Annotated in this window: 15 protein-coding genes; 7 read left to right on the top strand and 8 right to left on the bottom strand. The window is 69.6% G+C overall.

What is annotated here, in order from left to right:
- Positions 1-7: 7 nt before the first annotated feature.
- Positions 8-139 (bottom strand): hypothetical protein, encoded by a 132-nt coding sequence (locus AB0M54_RS15700; protein WP_364471687.1) that lies wholly within the window; start codon positions 137-139, stop codon positions 8-10.
- Positions 140-297: 158 nt separating this feature from the next.
- Here AB0M54_RS15700 and AB0M54_RS15695 point away from each other — a divergent pair, with 158 nt between their 5' ends.
- The 3 genes from AB0M54_RS15695 to AB0M54_RS15685 all read left to right on the top strand — a co-directional run bounded on the left by AB0M54_RS15695 (position 298) and on the right by AB0M54_RS15685 (position 4,397).
- On the top strand, positions 298-2,841 hold the full coding sequence (locus AB0M54_RS15695; protein ID WP_364471684.1) for a tetratricopeptide repeat protein: 2,544 nt from the start codon (positions 298-300) through the stop codon (positions 2,839-2,841).
- 882 nt (positions 2,842-3,723) lie between these two features.
- Positions 3,724-4,008: a type II toxin-antitoxin system Phd/YefM family antitoxin gene (locus tag AB0M54_RS15690; protein WP_364471681.1), complete on the top strand. Its 285-nt coding sequence runs from the start codon at positions 3,724-3,726 to the stop codon at positions 4,006-4,008.
- Positions 4,005-4,397 carry a type II toxin-antitoxin system VapC family toxin gene (locus AB0M54_RS15685; RefSeq protein WP_364320797.1) on the top strand — a complete coding sequence of 131 codons (393 nt, stop codon included), beginning with the start codon at positions 4,005-4,007 and terminating at the stop codon, positions 4,395-4,397. Before AB0M54_RS15690 ends, AB0M54_RS15685 begins: the two co-directional genes overlap by 4 nt.
- 151 nt (positions 4,398-4,548) lie before the next feature.
- On the opposite strand, the gene AB0M54_RS15680 is transcribed toward AB0M54_RS15685, so the two are convergent.
- The 3 genes from AB0M54_RS15680 to AB0M54_RS15670 all read right to left on the bottom strand — a co-directional run bounded on the left by AB0M54_RS15680 (position 4,549) and on the right by AB0M54_RS15670 (position 7,176).
- Positions 4,549-5,289, bottom strand: a complete 741-nt coding sequence (locus AB0M54_RS15680; protein WP_364471678.1) for a VOC family protein — start codon at positions 5,287-5,289, stop codon at positions 4,549-4,551.
- A gap of 9 nt (positions 5,290-5,298) precedes the next feature.
- The gene (locus tag AB0M54_RS15675; RefSeq protein ID WP_364471831.1) at positions 5,299-5,916 is read right to left on the bottom strand and encodes a response regulator transcription factor; all 618 of its coding nucleotides are present in this window, start codon (positions 5,914-5,916) and stop codon (positions 5,299-5,301) included.
- A 66-nt stretch (positions 5,917-5,982) separates the two neighbouring features.
- Entirely contained in the window at positions 5,983-7,176 is a 1,194-nt protein-coding gene (locus tag AB0M54_RS15670) for an ATP-binding protein (RefSeq protein ID WP_364320806.1), read from the bottom strand.
- 207 nt (positions 7,177-7,383) lie between these two features.
- Here AB0M54_RS15670 and AB0M54_RS15665 point away from each other — a divergent pair, with 207 nt between their 5' ends.
- From AB0M54_RS15665 to AB0M54_RS15655, 3 genes are read left to right on the top strand one after another with little or no spacing between them, the layout of a single operon-like run.
- Positions 7,384-7,719, top strand: coding sequence for a hypothetical protein (locus AB0M54_RS15665; RefSeq protein ID WP_364471675.1), 336 nt, complete (start codon positions 7,384-7,386; stop codon positions 7,717-7,719).
- Between the two features lie 35 nt (positions 7,720-7,754).
- Positions 7,755-8,255, top strand: coding sequence for a hypothetical protein (locus AB0M54_RS15660; protein WP_364321291.1), 501 nt, complete (start codon positions 7,755-7,757; stop codon positions 8,253-8,255).
- A 26-nt stretch (positions 8,256-8,281) separates the two neighbouring features.
- A complete protein-coding gene (locus AB0M54_RS15655; protein WP_364320812.1) occupies positions 8,282-9,733 on the top strand; it encodes an SPFH domain-containing protein in 1,452 nt (483 codons plus the stop codon).
- 1 nt (position 9,734) lies between these two features.
- On the opposite strand, the gene AB0M54_RS15650 is transcribed toward AB0M54_RS15655, so the two are convergent.
- Positions 9,735-10,790 carry a DUF2293 domain-containing protein gene (locus AB0M54_RS15650; protein ID WP_364471672.1) on the bottom strand — a complete coding sequence of 352 codons (1,056 nt, stop codon included), beginning with the start codon at positions 10,788-10,790 and terminating at the stop codon, positions 9,735-9,737.
- A 19-nt stretch (positions 10,791-10,809) separates the two neighbouring features.
- The gene (locus tag AB0M54_RS15645) at positions 10,810-12,342 is read right to left on the bottom strand and encodes an amidohydrolase family protein (protein ID WP_364471669.1); all 1,533 of its coding nucleotides are present in this window, start codon (positions 12,340-12,342) and stop codon (positions 10,810-10,812) included.
- 159 nt (positions 12,343-12,501) lie between these two features.
- Between AB0M54_RS15645 and AB0M54_RS15640 the strand changes: the two genes are divergently transcribed.
- Positions 12,502-12,894 (top strand): DUF427 domain-containing protein, encoded by a 393-nt coding sequence (locus tag AB0M54_RS15640; protein WP_364320821.1) that lies wholly within the window; start codon positions 12,502-12,504, stop codon positions 12,892-12,894.
- 13 nt (positions 12,895-12,907) lie between these two features.
- On the opposite strand, the gene AB0M54_RS15635 is transcribed toward AB0M54_RS15640, so the two are convergent.
- The gene (locus tag AB0M54_RS15635) at positions 12,908-14,128 is read right to left on the bottom strand and encodes a GAF domain-containing SpoIIE family protein phosphatase (protein ID WP_364471667.1); all 1,221 of its coding nucleotides are present in this window, start codon (positions 14,126-14,128) and stop codon (positions 12,908-12,910) included.
- 101 nt (positions 14,129-14,229) lie between these two features.
- Complete coding sequence (locus AB0M54_RS15630; RefSeq protein ID WP_364471664.1) at positions 14,230-14,775, bottom strand: YbhB/YbcL family Raf kinase inhibitor-like protein; 546 nt, start codon at positions 14,773-14,775, stop codon at positions 14,230-14,232.
- Between the last annotated feature and the right edge of the window lie 200 nt (positions 14,776-14,975).

Here is a 14,975-nt window from a genome sequence, read left to right as displayed (position 1 = left end):
CGGCTCGCTACCATTTCGGCCCGACGTGCTCCAAGAGCCAGGCGACCGTGGCTCGTGCCGCGCCGGCCGAGATGCCGGTGACAGCTGCGAGGACCAGCTTGCCCCGTTCAACGACGGTTCGTTGATCCTTGCTCGGCATGTGTGTCTCCTTAGGAATTTGTGATCCACAATCCGACCCGGTCCCGGGCCGCTCCTTCATGCTCACAACCGGTCGAGATCGTCGAACTGAGTCGCGATGAGTGGCTTCTGCAGCGAGAAGATGCTTGGCCGGCCTGGCGTGAGGGATGCTGTGCAGCGATGAGTCGCGACGAGAACCGAGCCGTGCGGCGCCGGCCCAGACCGATCCGACGTCCGCAGCTTCCGGCGGGTCCGCTGAAGGACCTCAAGGATGCGTTGTACGAGCTATATGCGGTGGCTGGGAAGCCCACCTTGGACGAGATGGCCTCCGAAGTGGCGCGGTTGGCCCAGGAGTTGGATCTGGCGGGGGTGCCCAAGCGGGACACGATAGGCCGGATCATCGGCGACGAAGAGGTTCCACCCAACCAGCACGACGTAGACACTCTCGCTGCGGCGCTGGCAAGCGTCGCAGGTCGAGAGGTAGCCGCCGTTGTAAGGCAGATTCGCTCGATGTGGGTGCGCGCCGGGACCAGCTCTCCGTCACCGCGGTTGGGTAGCCCCGTAAGCGAATTCACGGCATTTGCGCTGGAGGTGCATCGGTCGATTGAGGTGGCCGAATGCGTTGCGCGTTTACCCGCTCTACCGTCATATGTGTCACGTGCTCATGACGACCTACTAGCGCGCGAGGTCGACGCAGCTATGCGTGGCCATAGCAAAATGGTCACGCTGGTCGGAGGGCCATCAACAGGAAAGACCCGGGCATGCTGGGAGGCCGTGCAGCGACTACCGACGCGATGGCGGCTGTGGCATCCCATCAGCCCCAATCCGGCAGAAGCTCTCATCAACGGCATGGACTCGATTGGCCCATACACTGTGGTCTGGCTCAACGAAGCCCAGCGCTACCTCCTCACCGCTGATATTTCGCTGAGTGAGCGGATCGCGGCCGGATTGCGCGAACTGCTGCGCACACCACAACGTGGGCCTGTGTTGGTCCTGGCCACCGTTTGGCCACAATATTGGGCGGACTTAGCTATCCAGCCACCAACCGGGCAATGGGATTTCCGGCCGCAGTCCCGGACCCTGCTGTCTGGCACGGACATCTCGGTTGCCGACGCCTTCGCCGGCGCTGATCTCGAAGCGTTGCATGCTGCGGCCGACAGCGATCCGCGCTTGGCCGAAGCTCTTGACGCGGCCGAAGCTGGCCGGATAACTCAGTACCTGGCGGGTGCTGTTCGGCTGGTGCGCCAGTACCGCAACGCCCCACCGGCCGCTCGCGCTATCGTCCATGTTGCGATCGATGCCTGTCGTCTTTCGCAACTCACACACATTCCGCATGCCCTACTCGAACAAGCCGCACCCGGCTACCTTACCGATCACGAATGGAACCAAACCGGTGAGGACTGGCTGAAGCAAGCTCTGGCCTATACGTCGGCCGAATGCTATGGAATATCCGGCCCGCTCACGCATTTCCGGCCGCGCCCCGGCGACGATACCGCAGGCGTCAAGCCGCCCTGCTACCGCCTTGCTGATTACCTGGAGCAACTTGGCGACATTGAGCGTGCGGATATCTACCCCCCTTCGTCGTTTTGGCAAGCGGTCGCAAGCGTCATTACCGACACTGCGGTGCTGCAAGACCTCGGTGAGGAGGCGGAGAACGCAGGTCGGTACCACCGTGCGGCCACGATATATTGGAGAGCTGCCGACTACGGCGATCCAGCCGCGCTGCTCCGGCTGGCCGAACTGTGTGAGAGGCTCGGTGACCTTGCCGGTGCAGAGGAACTAGCGCAGCAAGCCGCCGATCGTGGTGATCCCATCGCGTTAATGTGGCGGGCCGAGGTCCGAGAGGAACTCGGTGATCATTCGGGCGCCGAGGCCCTCTACCGACTTGCCGCTGACCGCGGTGACCCGTTCGCCCTGACAAGGCTGGCCGAGATGCACGATGACGCAGGCGATTCGGCCGGGGCGGAAGCTCTCGTTCTCAGGGCTGTCGCCTGCGGAAATGGCCTTGCCTTCGGCCGGTTGGCCGAAAGGCGCAAACGGGCGGGTAACTTCGTCGGCGCTGAGGTCTTGTACCGACGGTCCGTCCAAAACGGTAACATCCGGGCGTTGTGCTGGTTGGCGGAGTTGCGGGAGCAGATTGGCGACGAATCCGGTGCCGAGGCCCTTTACCAGGAGGCCGCCGATGAAGGCGATCCCGATGCCATGTTGTGGCTGGTGAAGCAGTATGAGCAGGCCGCTGACTCGGCCAGCGGTCAAACCTTGGCCCTGGAAGCGGCTGTTCGCGGTGTTCCTAGAGTCTTGTGCGGCTTGGCTGAGTTACGGGACAACGCAGGCGACGCCAGCAGCGCTGAGACCCTCTATCGCCAGGCAGCCGAACTCGACGATCCCGATGCGATGTTCCGGCTTGCTGAGCTGCGGGAGCGTGAAGACGATCAACCCGGCGCGGAGGCCTTTGCGCTCCGGGCTGCCGAATTGGGCGATCGCCTTGCGTTGTCCCGGCTAGCTGGGCTGAGGGAGCAGAACGGTGATCCGATCGCTGCAGAAGCTCTGACGCGAAAGGCAGCCGACCGCAGCGATCCTGGCGCGCTTCACCGCCTTGCCGATTTGTGGGAATTAGCTGGAGACTCAGCTCGCGCCCTGCAGTTGCGACAGTTTGGCCTTGACGATGATGGCTCCCTTGCCACTGAATGGGAATTTCCGTTAGAGCGGCACTCCGCCGGCTGACCGCCTGCGGACTGCTTCGAACGGGTCGCGGCGGTGACCACAACGGCGGTTACGCGTCCGGTCCGCAGTTGTCGCCGCTGTACCTGGGAACACCGAGCGCAGGTCCGTGTCGCAGGCGCGGTCGCCGGCGGTCATGCGGGGATGGCTTGGCATCGGGCGCTGGCACTCACGGTGCCTACAGCGTCTCTGATCCAGCGGGTGACGGTGGCGGCGGTTACACCGGCGGCGCGGGCGATGTTCGCGGCCGGAACTGGGCGACGGGTGCGGCCGAGGCCGTAGCGTTGCAGGGCCATGTCGCGGGACTTGGGCTTGTCGTGGCGGCGCAGCGCCACGCGAAGGGCGGTGCGGAACTGCCGGGCGATTCAGAGGTGGCAGCCCCACGATGATCCCGACGCCTTCGAGGGCATCGCCAAGATCAAGCAGATCCGAGGCGCGATACGCCGAGGCGTGCGGCTTCCGGCCGTCGTTCTCGGCCACACGCCCGAGCGGGCCTCGTTCCGATGATGCCGACGACCCGCGTTACCTGGGCCTCTATCACCTACTCGAAGATATGCGCCGCTACAACGCCGCGTACCAGGAGCAAGAGCCGGCGATCTACGCCTGGGTCGCTCACATCGGCTGCTGCGGTGGCCCTGAGGCTGATTACGAGGCCGAGACAGGCGCTCGATAAGCCTGCGCCGGAGCCACCGCTCCGCGCGGGCTCGGCTCCGAGGACAATGCGTGCACGGCGGCCGGCCACGCTGTAAGGCCTCTGATGGCTCGGCTGGGTGGTCTGCCGCGAGGTGGTCCAGGACGCTCATCGCGACACGAGTTCTCGTGGGAAGGGTTCGATTTTGTAGGTACACTCCTCGCAAGTAGGGACTTCCGGAGAGGAGTTGCCCGATGAGTTCGGTTTCAGTCCGAGAGTTCTCTTACAACCCGAGTGCCATGTTCGCTCGCGTCGAGCACGGCGAGGCTATCGAGGTCACCCGCCACGGCAAGGTCATCGCCGTGCTGCTACCAGGAACCAGTGGTTTGGGCCGTTACTCACCCTTGGTGGCCAAGGGCCTGATCCGGCTCAAGGCAACCACAACCGCCGATCTCGACCGGCTACCGACGTACGAGATTCCGGTCGACGTGTCGCCGCTTGACCTGTTGCTCGCCGCGAGAGCCGAGGACGATCGGTGATCTACCTCGACTCGTCTGCCCTCGTCACGCTGCTCTCGAGGCGAACTTACGAGAAAGAACTGCGTGAGTTCCTGGCTGGTCGGCCGGCTATGCCGATGGCGACAAGCAGCCTTGGGTTCGTCGAGACGGTTCGTACGATGGATCGGATCGGTGACTACCCCGGCCTCATGCGCGACCTCGTCGCCGGGTTCACCGAAATTTTGCTCACCGAAGAGGTTCGCGACGCAGCGGCCCATCTGTCGGGCGGCCTTCGAACGCTCGACGCCGTCCACGTGGCCAGCGCCCAGATTCTCGGCGATTCCCTCGACACCTTGCTCACCTACGACAGGCGCATGTTGGAGGTCGCGGAGGCTGCGGGCCTACCGACCGAAGCGCCAGGTCTTGTCTGATTTGAGATCCTTGCCGGTGGTGACGAGAGCCGGGCGATTCCTCGGGAGATCGCGGCCATCGAGGCTAACCTCTCGATTGCCAACATGGACTTCTTCGACTTCGCCGAGAACGCGGGAACTGATGGAGTCTTTCGCGGCTTCCCGTGAAACGTCAGGGCGAGGCCAGGACGCAGAACTCGTGGCCGTCGGGATCGGTCAGGCAGGTCCAGGGGACGTTGCCCTGGCCGAGGTCGAGGTCGGTGGCGCCCAGGGAATGCAGGCGGGACACCTCGGTCGCCTTGTCGTCCGTGGGGTATGGCATCAGGTCGAGGTGGATGCGGTCGGGGGCGGTCTTCGGGATGGGGACGCGGAGGAACTCGAGATACGGGCCGGTGCCCTGGGGAGCGCGGAGCGTCGCGGTGTTGTCGGTTGTCTCATGCACGGGCCAGTCGATCGCCTCGCCCCAGAAGTGGGCCATGGACTGCGGGTCGGTGCAGTCGATCACCACTGCGGCGATCGGGCCGGTGTTCTGGTAGGTGTCGCGGGGCTCCAGGACGCAGAACTCGTTGCCCTCGGGGTCGGCCAGGACCGTCCATGGCACGTTCTTCTGGCCTACGTCGACCGGGACGGCGCCCAGGGACTGTAGGCGGGCGATCAGCTCTTTCTGGTGGGTTGCCGAGGTGGTGGCCAGGTCCAGGTGTACGCGGTTCTTGGCCGGCGTCTTGGCCGACGGGACGGGGACGACGTCGATGCCGACGGTTCGCGGGTCGGGCCAGATGAAATCGCCGGGGGGACCTACGTACGTGGTCACGCCCTCGTGCAGGATGCTCCAACCGAGCGCTGCGGCCCAGAAGCGGGCGACCACCGACTGGTTGACGGCCTTGATGTTCAGCTGGACGGGGCGCAGCGCCATGCGCCGATCCTAGATGTCACGGGGATACGGGCGGGGCTGGTATTCGGTTACCAGGGTGCGGACGTCGTCGACCGGTTCGTCGATGGCGGCCCACTTGGCTCGGATGCGGGTCAGGTAGGAGCGGACGCTGGGGATGGTGACGCCCATGCGGCGGGCGGTTGCGGCCAGGGTGCTGCCGGTTCCGTACAGGTAGAGGGCCCTGGCCTCCTGGGGGGAGAGCTCGGGCGGGTCGTCGTTGATGATGCTCATCAGCTCGGCGGTGAGGGCCGGCTGTCCGCTGTGGACGCTGCGGATGGCGTCGGCCAGTTTGGCGGCGTCGTCGTCCTTGACCAGGTAGCCGCTGGCGCCGGCGCGGACCGTGGCGCGTACGTGGCGGCGGTCGCCGTGGACCGAGAAGACCAGGACCCGGGCGCCGTGGCCGCGCAGTTCGGCCACGTTGGCGGCCGCCTCGGTGCCGTCCTCGAGGCGCAGGTCGAGCAGGACCACGTCGGCCTCGGGCGCGGCGGCCAGGTGTTCGCCGACCGTGGTGGCGGCGTGGACGACCTGGATGTCGCCGGTTCCGGCGAGCAGGGCGCGCAGGCCGGCCGGCACCAGCTTGTCGTTGTCGATGATCGCGACCCGGATCATGTCGGCCACCGCAGGATGATCTCGGCCCGGATCATGCCGGCCACCGCAGGATGATCGCGACCCGGATCATGCCGGCCACCGCAGGTCGACCCGGGTGCCCTGACCGGGGTGGCTGTCGATGGTGGCGAGGCCACCGACCTCGTGCATGCGGGCGATGATCGAGTGCTGCATTCCGTACCCCAGCGTGGTTTTGTCGGGCTCGAAGCCTTGACCCTGGTCGACGACGGCCACCGTGACCGTGGGTGTGGACCGGCGGTCGGTCAGGGCGGTCAGACGTACGCGGCTGATCCCGGCGTGCCGGGCGACGTTCTCGAGGGCCTCGCCGGTCGCGTGCCGGAACGCGTGCAACACCTCGGGCGGGAGCGTCTCGGGGAGGTTGGCGAAGTGGTACTCGACCCGCAGGCCCTGCGTGGCGCTCTCGTTGCCGGCCTCGATCAGGGCCAGGGAAAGCTCGGTGAGCGTGCCGTCGGGGTCGTCGGGGGTCGCGCCGCGCAGCACGTTGGCGCTGATCGCGGCCTGGCGCCGCACCCGCGCGTCGGGGTGGGCGGCAGGGCCCTGGCCGGCGATCGCGGTGAGCAGGCGCAGCGGGCCGTCGTGCAGGGCCCGGTGGCGGCGCAACTGCTCGTGGAAGTGCTGGATCTGGCTGCGCCGGGCGGCGACGCGTTCCCGGGCGGCGATCACCTGGTCGGTGGCGACGCCGACCGCGTCCGCGACCGCCCGCAGGCGGCGGATGAACAGGCAGCAGCAGGCGGCGGTGACCACCTGCCAGCCGATGATGTTGGCCGTGGACGCCAGCTCGGCGTAGTCGGGTGACGCGAACTGGGCCACGGTGAACGCCGCGGCCAGGGCCAGGCATCCGGCGATGGTGGCCCGCCAGGACGCGGTGGCCAGGGCCACGGCGACCGCGGTCGAGACGGCGACCGGCTCGAAGTCGGGCACCGCCACCGTCGCGAACGCCTCTTCGCTCAGGGTCCACGGCAGGATCGCCACGGCCACCGAGGTCACCGCGACGTCGATGGTCAGCACCGGCCGCGGGATCGGGTCGTGCCGGGCGACGACCGGCAGGTACACCACGCTCCACACCGCGACCGCGAGGTAGAGGATCGCGGCCACCGGCGGGTTGAGGTAGCCGTCGGCCCGGGCGATCGCGACGATGCTCAGCCCGACCATGCCCAGGGTGCCGAACCGGGACAGCAGGATCACGCCGGTGGTGATCGACCGGATCCGTTGATGCAGGTCGACCGCCTGCGGTAGGGACACGCCCGCAGTTTGACACGCGACCGGACCCCGGTCCATGCCGCACCTGTGCGGCATGGACCGGCCCGGAAAGGCGAATCACACTCATCGTGAGGGTCCACTAAGGAGGCGTTTCCGTTGTACGAAGCCGGCGTTCAGAGCAGTCCGGAACCCACCCCGCCCCAGCCCACCCGGCCACGCAAAGCGAAAACGCTGTCGATTCTGCTCATCGTGTTCGGCGGGCTGGGCATCCTGTTCGCCGCCGTGCTGATGTCGATCGTCAACGACTCGGCCAGCCACGGCCAGTCGGTCCCGGCCTATCTCTACGTCCTGGTCTTCCTCCAGGTCGCGCTGTCCGCGGCGCAGGCCGTGAGCGGTGTGTTCGTGTGGCAGGGCCGCAACTGGGCCCGGGTCCTGGCGATCGCGCTGTGCTCGCTCAACATCCTCGGCGCCCTGGTCTCGCTGTTCACCGGGGCGGTCCTCCAGTCGATCTGGGGCATCGCGATCAACGTCGCCCTGATCCGGCTGCTCAACGACTACGAGGTCCAGGTTTGGTGTGACCGGTAGTCTTGACCAGTGTGGACGGCGTGACGCTGGTCTTCATGTTGATCGGCGCGGTGGGCGCCGTGATCCTTCTGCTCGGCCTGATCGGCTCGGGTCTGCTCGGCCTGATCGGGTTCGGCGGGGTCGGCGGCGCCTCGGCGCAGACCATCGCCGCCTTCATCGGGGCGTTCGGGTTCGCCGCGGCCGTCGCCAGCGAGTTGCTCGGGGCTGATACCCCTGGTGGTGTGGCCGCCGCGGGCGCGATCGGCCTGTCGGCCGCGGTGCCTGTCGCCTACCTCGCGGTCCGTCTGTCCCGGTGGGCCCGCGACATCCCGACCGATGCCACACCCGGTCGCGCTGATCTGGTCGGCGCCATCGGGGTGGTGGTCACTCCGATTTCCGAGCAGGGGTACGGCGAGGTACGGGTACGCGTCGCCGGCTACCCGGTGAAGCTGACCGCCCGTGCCTCATCGCCGCTGCCCCTCGGCGCCGACGTCTTCGTGGTCGAGGCGACCAGCCACGCCAGCGTCGTCGTCGAACCACTCCCACCCGTGCGCTGACCACCGCATCGACCAAGGAGCGCGGAATGTCCCTGTTGATCGCCACCGCCGGCGGCGTACTCGTCGTCTTTCTGCTCGTGATGTTCGTCCTGTCCCGGATCAAGGTCGCCGGCCCGAACGAGGCCTTCATCATCACCGGCCGCCGGGGCCGATCGGTGACCGACTCGCAGGGTTCCCGCTCCACCGACAATTCCGGCCAGAAGGTCGTGATGGGCGCGTCGGTCTTCGTGCTCCCGGTCGTCCAGCGCAAGCAGTCGCTCGATCTGTCCAGCCGGCGGATCTCGGTCGACATCCAGGGCGCGGTCAGCAAGCAGGGCATCCGCGCCAACCTGCACGGGGTGGCGATCGTCAAGGTCGGCGGCACCGAGGACGCGGTCCGCGCGGCCGCCCAGCGCTTCCTGCACCAGCAGAAGGAGATCGACCAGTTCACCCGGGAGGTGCTGGCCGGCTCGCTCCGGGCGATCGTCGGACGGCTGACCATCGAGGAGATCATCGGTGACCGGGTGCGGTTCGCCAGCGCGGTCGCCGAGGAGGCCGAGCACTCGATGACCAACCAGGGCCTGGTCCTGGACACCTTCCAGGTGCAGGACATCCTCACCGAGGGCAGCTACCTGCAGGACCTGGGCCGGCCCGAGGCGGCCCGGATCCTCAAGGACGCGGCGATCGCCGAGGCCAAGGCGACGCAGGCCTCCCAGGAAGCCAGGCTGCTGGCCGACGAGGCGATCGCCACCGCGCAGCGCAACCTCGAGCTCAAGAAGGCCCAGATCCGCGCCGAGGTCGAGGCGGCGCAGGCGCGCTCGGCGGCGGCCGGCCCGCTGGCCAAGGCCGAGCAGGAGCAGGGGATCCTCAGCGAGCAGCAGAAGGTCGCCGAACGCCGGGCCGAACTCAAACAGCGAGAGCTCGACATCGAGGTACGCCGGCCGGCCGACGCCGACCGCTACCGGGTCGAGCAGGGCGCCGAGGCGGCGCGCAACGCCGAGGTGTTCGCCGCGGACGCCCGCCGGCAGGCGACCATCGCCCGGGCCCAGGCCGACGCCGAGCAGGCCCGGCTGAACGGTGAGGGCGAGCGGGCCCGCCGGTCCGCCCTGGCCGAGGCGGCCGAACGGGAAGGCGCCGCGGAAGGCGCGGCGACTCTGGCGCGTGGCCAGGGTGACGCCGAGGCGATGCGGCTGAAGGCCGACGCGTTCGCCCGGTACGGCGAGGCGGCCATCCTCGACTTGCTCGCCCAGGTCCTGCCCCAGGTGGTGGAGGCGGCGAGCCGGCCGATCGGGGCGATCGACAAACTGACGGTCATCTCCACCGACGGCGCGTCGTCCCTGACCCGCTCGGTGGCCAGCAACGTCGCCCAGGGCCTGCAACTCGGCACCGACCTCACCGGCGTCGACCTGTCCGGCCTGCTGACCCGCCTTGGGCGCAGCAACGGCCAGGCCACCCCGGCGGTGCCCACAGTGGACCCACCGCCGGAGAAGATCGCCTAGATCACTTCTGTCGCCACGCTTCGAGGACCCGGTCGATGTCGGATCGGATCCGCTCCCGGGCCTCGTCGCGCGGCACGCCGGCCATCAACATCTCGTCGTACGCGGTGTCCTCATGCCGCACCGAGGCGACCACCGCACGCGTCACGGCGTCGGGGTCGAGCGCCCGCCCCGCGGCGCTGCGGCCCACCCGGCCACTGCCGCGGGTGCCGGTGTGCCGGCTGATCGCGAGCGCGCGGGGCGGCGGGCAGCCGGGGAACAGCCGGCCGATGTGTTCGGCCAGGTCGTGCTGGAACGACTCGTCGGCGACCTCGCGCCGTTCCCGGTCCCGCTCGCGGCGGCGGGCGCGCGCGTCCTCGTCGGACAGGCACTGCTGCTCGGCCTGTTCGACCGCGGCCTGTTCCACCAGCAGGCCCTGCCGCTCGTTGCGTCTCCGGGACTTGTTGAACCGCACCACCACCGCCGAGAGCCGGCTGGCCTGTTCGGCGCGGCGGGTCAGCGCCGCGTCGCCGGCCGGCAGGAACACCAGGTGGTCGAGGTCGGCGCAGGTCAAGCAGATCGGTCCGTCGTCCTCCATCATCAGCATGTCGTCGGCCGTCTGCCCGCAGCCGGCGCACGTGAACGCCCGCGCCGGCAGCACCACGACCAGGTCCGGCGGTTTGCTCTGTCTGGTGGTCAGCCGCTCCCGCTGCTGGTCGGTCAGCTCGGCCGGCGTCCAGTGCACCCGGTACGCCTGCTCCAGCGCGTCGTCGCCGGCGGCGGTGAAACGCAGCGGCCGCCGGTCGCGGGTCGCCGCCACGTACTCGACCTCGCTGGGGCGCAGGCCGCCGCTCCGCACCCAGCGATGGAAGATCTCCAGCGCGTCGGCCAGCCGGTCGGACGACACCGCCGCGACCGCCTCCAGATGAGGCGCCCGGCCCTGCCGCCAGTCGGTCACCAGGCCGGCCGGCACCCAGCCCAGCCCGGTCAGCACGTCGAGCGGGCTGACGTGACGCTGGCGGGCCAGCGCCTGCTCGGCGGCGGTCACCACGCGACGTTCCAGCTTCGAGGCGGGCTGCATGGCGGGCAAGGCTACTTGGTCAGCAGGGGCAACCACGAGAGGCGACCGGGGCCGTGGCGACCGGGGCCGCGGCGGCCGGCTTGGGTCGCCCGGCCAGGGCCTCGATGTCGGCGAGCAGCCGGGCGCGCTCGGCCGGGCCGATGAGCCGGCCCTGGACGACGATGCTGTTGACGCGGGTCGTGTTGCGGATGTCGTGCAGCGGGTCGGCGTCGAGCAGGACCAGGTCGGCGACCGCGCCCCGGGCGACCACGCCGGAGTCACGCCGGCCCAGGTAGCGGGCCGGGTTCACGGTGGCGGCGGCGAGGGCCTGGATCGGTTCCAGGCCCGCCCGCACGAGCAGGGCGAGCTCGTCGTGCAGGCTGAAGCCGGGCATCAGGTAGGTGGTGCCGAGGTCGGTGCCGGTCATCAGCGGGACCCCGGCCGCGGCCAGGTCGGCGGTGAGCGCGAGACGACGCCGGAACAGCTCCTTCGAGCGGGAGATCTGGTTCGGCGTACGGCCGGGAAGGTATTGATTCTCCAAGGCCCAGTCCCAGTAGCCGATCACGTCGGCACTGAAGTACCGGTAACGCGGGTCGTGGCGGTCGATCTGTTCCGGCTTGTCGTTGGTCTCGTGCAGCGCCAGCGTCGGCGTGCAGAACGTCCCGTTGCGGGCGAGGCGACCGAACACCTTCTCGGCCTTGCGCCGGTCATGGCTGCGGGCCGCGGCGTACTCGATCGGGTGCATCCGGTTGAACCAGCCGTTGTACTCGCCCCGGCCGATCGGCACGGCGGCCACGGCGGCGCGCAGCCGGTCCTCGTCGGCCGACGTGTCGTACCAGATCTCGAAGAGGTGCTCGACGGTCCGCATCCCACGGTCGCTCGCCTCGGTGAGCTGGACGAAGTCCGGGACATGGCCGAGGAACGGCAGGCCGAGCCGGTTCGACTCGTCGGCCACGGCGAGGAAGGAAGCCCGGGTCAGGCGGGTGTACGTCTTGATGAACTCGGCGCCGGCGGCGTGCTCCTGCCGGACCGCCTCGCGGGCCTGCGCCGGGTTCTCGACGGCCAGGTGCACCGAGCCGTCGCCGTCGAGGTCGTCCCACAGCGAGGGCGACCCGTCGACGATCCGGCTGCCGATCGACCACCGCGGGCCGAGCCGGGCGCCGTCGGCCACCTGCTGCCGCCACTGCCGGGCCAGGGCGCCGCCGGACATCTGCCGCGTGGTCGTGACGCCGTTGAGCACGTACAGCTCGGGGTCGGTGTCGTCGATGCCGACGGCGTGGGTGTGCATGTCGGCGAGGCCGGGGATGAGATGTTTCCCGGCGCCGTCGACGATCCGCGCGCCGTGCGGCACCGGCACCCGTTGCGCCGGCCCGGCGTCGAGGATGCGCCCGCCCCGGATGAGCACGGTCTGACCGCGCCGGGCGCCACCGGACGCGTCGATCACGGTCACCCCGCGGATCGCCAGGACCTCACCGCCGGCCGACCCGGCCCGGGCGCCGGCCGGCCGGGCCAAACCCAGCGCGGCCCCGGCGACCCCGAGTGCCGTGCCGGTGAGAATGGTTCGCCTCCGCATGATGGCCTCCCTGACCGTGGGCGCTGTCGTCAGGGACAAGCCTGCGCAATCGCCCCGTACGGATCAGGAGTGCTGAGCCCCGGCCACGGGTGGACATAACACCACCACCGGCTCGCGGTACGGAAGAGCCGGTCAGAAGTGCGTCGTAGAGTGGATCGCATGGCCGACAAGCCCGTACTCGAACCAGGACCGGACCACCCGATCACGATCACGCCGAACCACAACCGGGTCGTGGTGATGGTCGCCGGCAAGGTGATCGCCGACACGCGCAACGCGCTGACGCTGCAGGAGGCGGACTACCCGCCGGTGCAGTACCTGCCGCTGACCGACGTCGACGAGGCCTCGCTCGAGCGCACCTCGACCGAGTCGTACTGCCCGTACAAGGGCGACGCCAGCTACTACTCCATCCCGGACGGCGGTGAGAAGGCGGTCGACGCGGTCTGGGAATACCAGAACCCCCGCGACGCGGTCGCCGCCATCAAGGGGCACATCGCGTTCTATCCCAACCGGGTCGACAGCATCGACATCGAGGCCGACGGCGACCGGGCCTGACCGAGGCCCCTGGTCACGACCCTGACCGGCACCGACGGATGACCAGCAGCGCGATGTCGTCCGTCGGCGCCTCGGTGTCGATGGCCGTCATCACGCCGGCACACACCTGCTCGGCGCTCGGGCCGGCCCGCACCGCGGCGACCAGCTCGTCAAGGCCCTCGTCGATGACCCGGTCGCGGCGTTCGACCAGGCCGTCGGTGTATCCGGCCAGCACCGCCCCGGGTGGCAGCGGCAGGGTCGTGTTGCGGCGCGGCCGGTGGCGGACCACCCCGGCCGGCGGGTCGACCGCGACGTCGGCCAGGGCGGACGAGCCGTCGAGCCGGGCCAGCACCGGCGGGAGGTGCCCGGCCAGCGAGATCACCACGCGGTCGCGGTCGGGCGCGATCATCGCGTAGAGGACGGTCGCCAGGCTGGCCGTCTCGAAATGCCGGACCTTGCGGTCCAGGAGCGTGAGCGCGGCGGCGGGATCGTCGCTGACCAGCGCGTACGCCCGCAGCGCGCTCCTGATCCGGCCCATCACGACGGCGGCCTGCAAGCCGTGTCCGGACACGTCGCCGACGACCACACCGACCCAGCCCGACGGCAGCGTGAACACGTCGTACCAGTCGCCGCCGACGCCGAACTCGTGACCCGGCACGAACCGCGCCGCCAGATCGAGGCCGGGCGGACGTGGCAGGCTGGCCGGCAACAGGCTGCGTTGCAGGGCCAGGGCCGCGGTCTGCTCGACCCGGTGGGCGCGGATCTCGCCGGCGGCGGCGGCCCGGTCGGCCACCAGCTGCAACAGGCGTACGTCGTCGTCGGTGAACACCCGGGGCGTGCAGCTGCCGACGTGAAGCACCCCGACCAACTCGCCGCCGGCCAGCATCGGGACACCCAGCAGCGACCGCACCCCGATCTCGATCAGCATCGGGCTGACCACATCGGTCGCACCCACCTCGACCAGCGCGATCGGCTGCCGGCTGGCGGCGACCCGCCCGGCGAAGCCGCGGCCCACGGCCAGCCGGAACCCGCGCCGCACCTCGTCCTCGAGGCCCTTGGCCGCGGTCGCCACCAGTTGTTGGGCGTGCGGATCGAGCAGGAGCACCGCGACGGTGTCGACCTCGAGCAGGTCACGGACCCGGTCGAGCAGCTCGTCGAGCAGGTCGCCGGCGTCCAGATGGCTCAGCGCAGCGTCGGTCACCGCCTCCAAGCGCCGCAACCGCTCATCGGCCGCCCTCACCTCGACGTCCGCCACAGGCTCACCCTATACAGATCGTCCCGCCGTGACGCCTATCGAGTGTCACCCACCTTGGAGGGGGCGCGCCGGCGGGCCGGCGCGCCCGATATCCATGGTGATCAGCTGTCGGCGGGGATCTCCGCGGTCGCCACCAGGACGGCGCGGGCGAGGATGTGGCTGCTGATCGTGAAGCCGAGGAACGCGGGCGTCCCCTCGGCCGGCACGCCGATGTCCTCGGTGTCGAGGGCGTGCACGGCGATGAAGTAGCGGTGCTGGCCGTGCCCGGCCGGCGGGGCGGCCCCGATGAAGTGGGCGGCGCCGGCGTCGTTGGCCAGCTGGTAGGCGCCGGCGGGCAGGCCGGAACCGGTTTCGTCGCCGGCGCCCTCGGGCAGCGAGGTGACGTCGGCGGGGATGTTGGCGACCGACCAGTGCCAGAAGCCGGACTGGGTCGGCGCGTCGGGGTCGTAGACGGTGACGGCGTAGCTCTTGGTGCCCTCGGGCGCACCGCTCCAGGAGAGCTGGGGCGAGGCGTCCTGGCCGCCGGGCACGCCGAACGCGCCGGACATCTGCGCCGCCGGGAAGGGCCCGCCGTCCTCGACCGTCGTGCTGGTCACCGTGAAGCTGGGCACCTCGGGGAGGCGCGCGAACGGGTTGTTCTGGCTCATGGATCCGACAGTAACGATCATCTCGCGCCTCGGAGCATCGCACCTCTCGTCCGGTTTGGCCGGGCCGTCCGAGGGAAGATCCTTGCTGGTAGGCAATTTTGCAGGGAGGCACCACGATGCCCAGCGCAGCACCAGCCGACGAGCAGACCCGCCGAGGCCGTCAACCGTCACACGGTGACATGCAGTCCGGAACGGCCTGG

It is taken from the genome of Actinoplanes sp. NPDC051470 (assembly GCF_040682035.1).
In the GTDB taxonomy this organism is placed as follows: domain Bacteria; phylum Actinomycetota; class Actinomycetes; order Mycobacteriales; family Micromonosporaceae; genus Actinoplanes.
This window is presented reverse-complemented; position numbering and strand designations above follow the sequence as displayed.

Excerpts from the sequence above, each read along its gene's own strand:
- AB0M54_RS15660 (WP_364321291.1), top strand. The coding sequence starts at position 7,755 with ATGTTGATCGGCGCGGTGGGCGCCGTGATCCTTCTGCTCGGCCTGATC.
- AB0M54_RS15640 (WP_364320821.1), top strand. The coding sequence starts at position 12,502 with ATGGCCGACAAGCCCGTACTCGAACCAGGACCGGACCACCCGATCACG.
- AB0M54_RS15700 (WP_364471687.1), bottom strand. The coding sequence starts at position 139 with ATGCCGAGCAAGGATCAACGAACCGTCGTTGAACGGGGCAAGCTGGTC.
- AB0M54_RS15655 (WP_364320812.1), top strand. The coding sequence starts at position 8,282 with ATGTCCCTGTTGATCGCCACCGCCGGCGGCGTACTCGTCGTCTTTCTG.
- AB0M54_RS15695 (WP_364471684.1), top strand. The coding sequence starts at position 298 with ATGAGTCGCGACGAGAACCGAGCCGTGCGGCGCCGGCCCAGACCGATC.
- AB0M54_RS15690 (WP_364471681.1), top strand. The coding sequence starts at position 3,724 with ATGAGTTCGGTTTCAGTCCGAGAGTTCTCTTACAACCCGAGTGCCATG.
- AB0M54_RS15645 (WP_364471669.1), bottom strand. The coding sequence starts at position 12,342 with ATGCGGAGGCGAACCATTCTCACCGGCACGGCACTCGGGGTCGCCGGG.
- AB0M54_RS15675 (WP_364471831.1), bottom strand. The coding sequence starts at position 5,916 with ATGATCCGGGTCGCGATCATCGACAACGACAAGCTGGTGCCGGCCGGC.
- AB0M54_RS15650 (WP_364471672.1), bottom strand. The coding sequence starts at position 10,790 with ATGCAGCCCGCCTCGAAGCTGGAACGTCGCGTGGTGACCGCCGCCGAG.
- AB0M54_RS15630 (WP_364471664.1), bottom strand. The coding sequence starts at position 14,775 with ATGAGCCAGAACAACCCGTTCGCGCGCCTCCCCGAGGTGCCCAGCTTC.
- AB0M54_RS15680 (WP_364471678.1), bottom strand. The coding sequence starts at position 5,289 with ATGGCGCTGCGCCCCGTCCAGCTGAACATCAAGGCCGTCAACCAGTCG.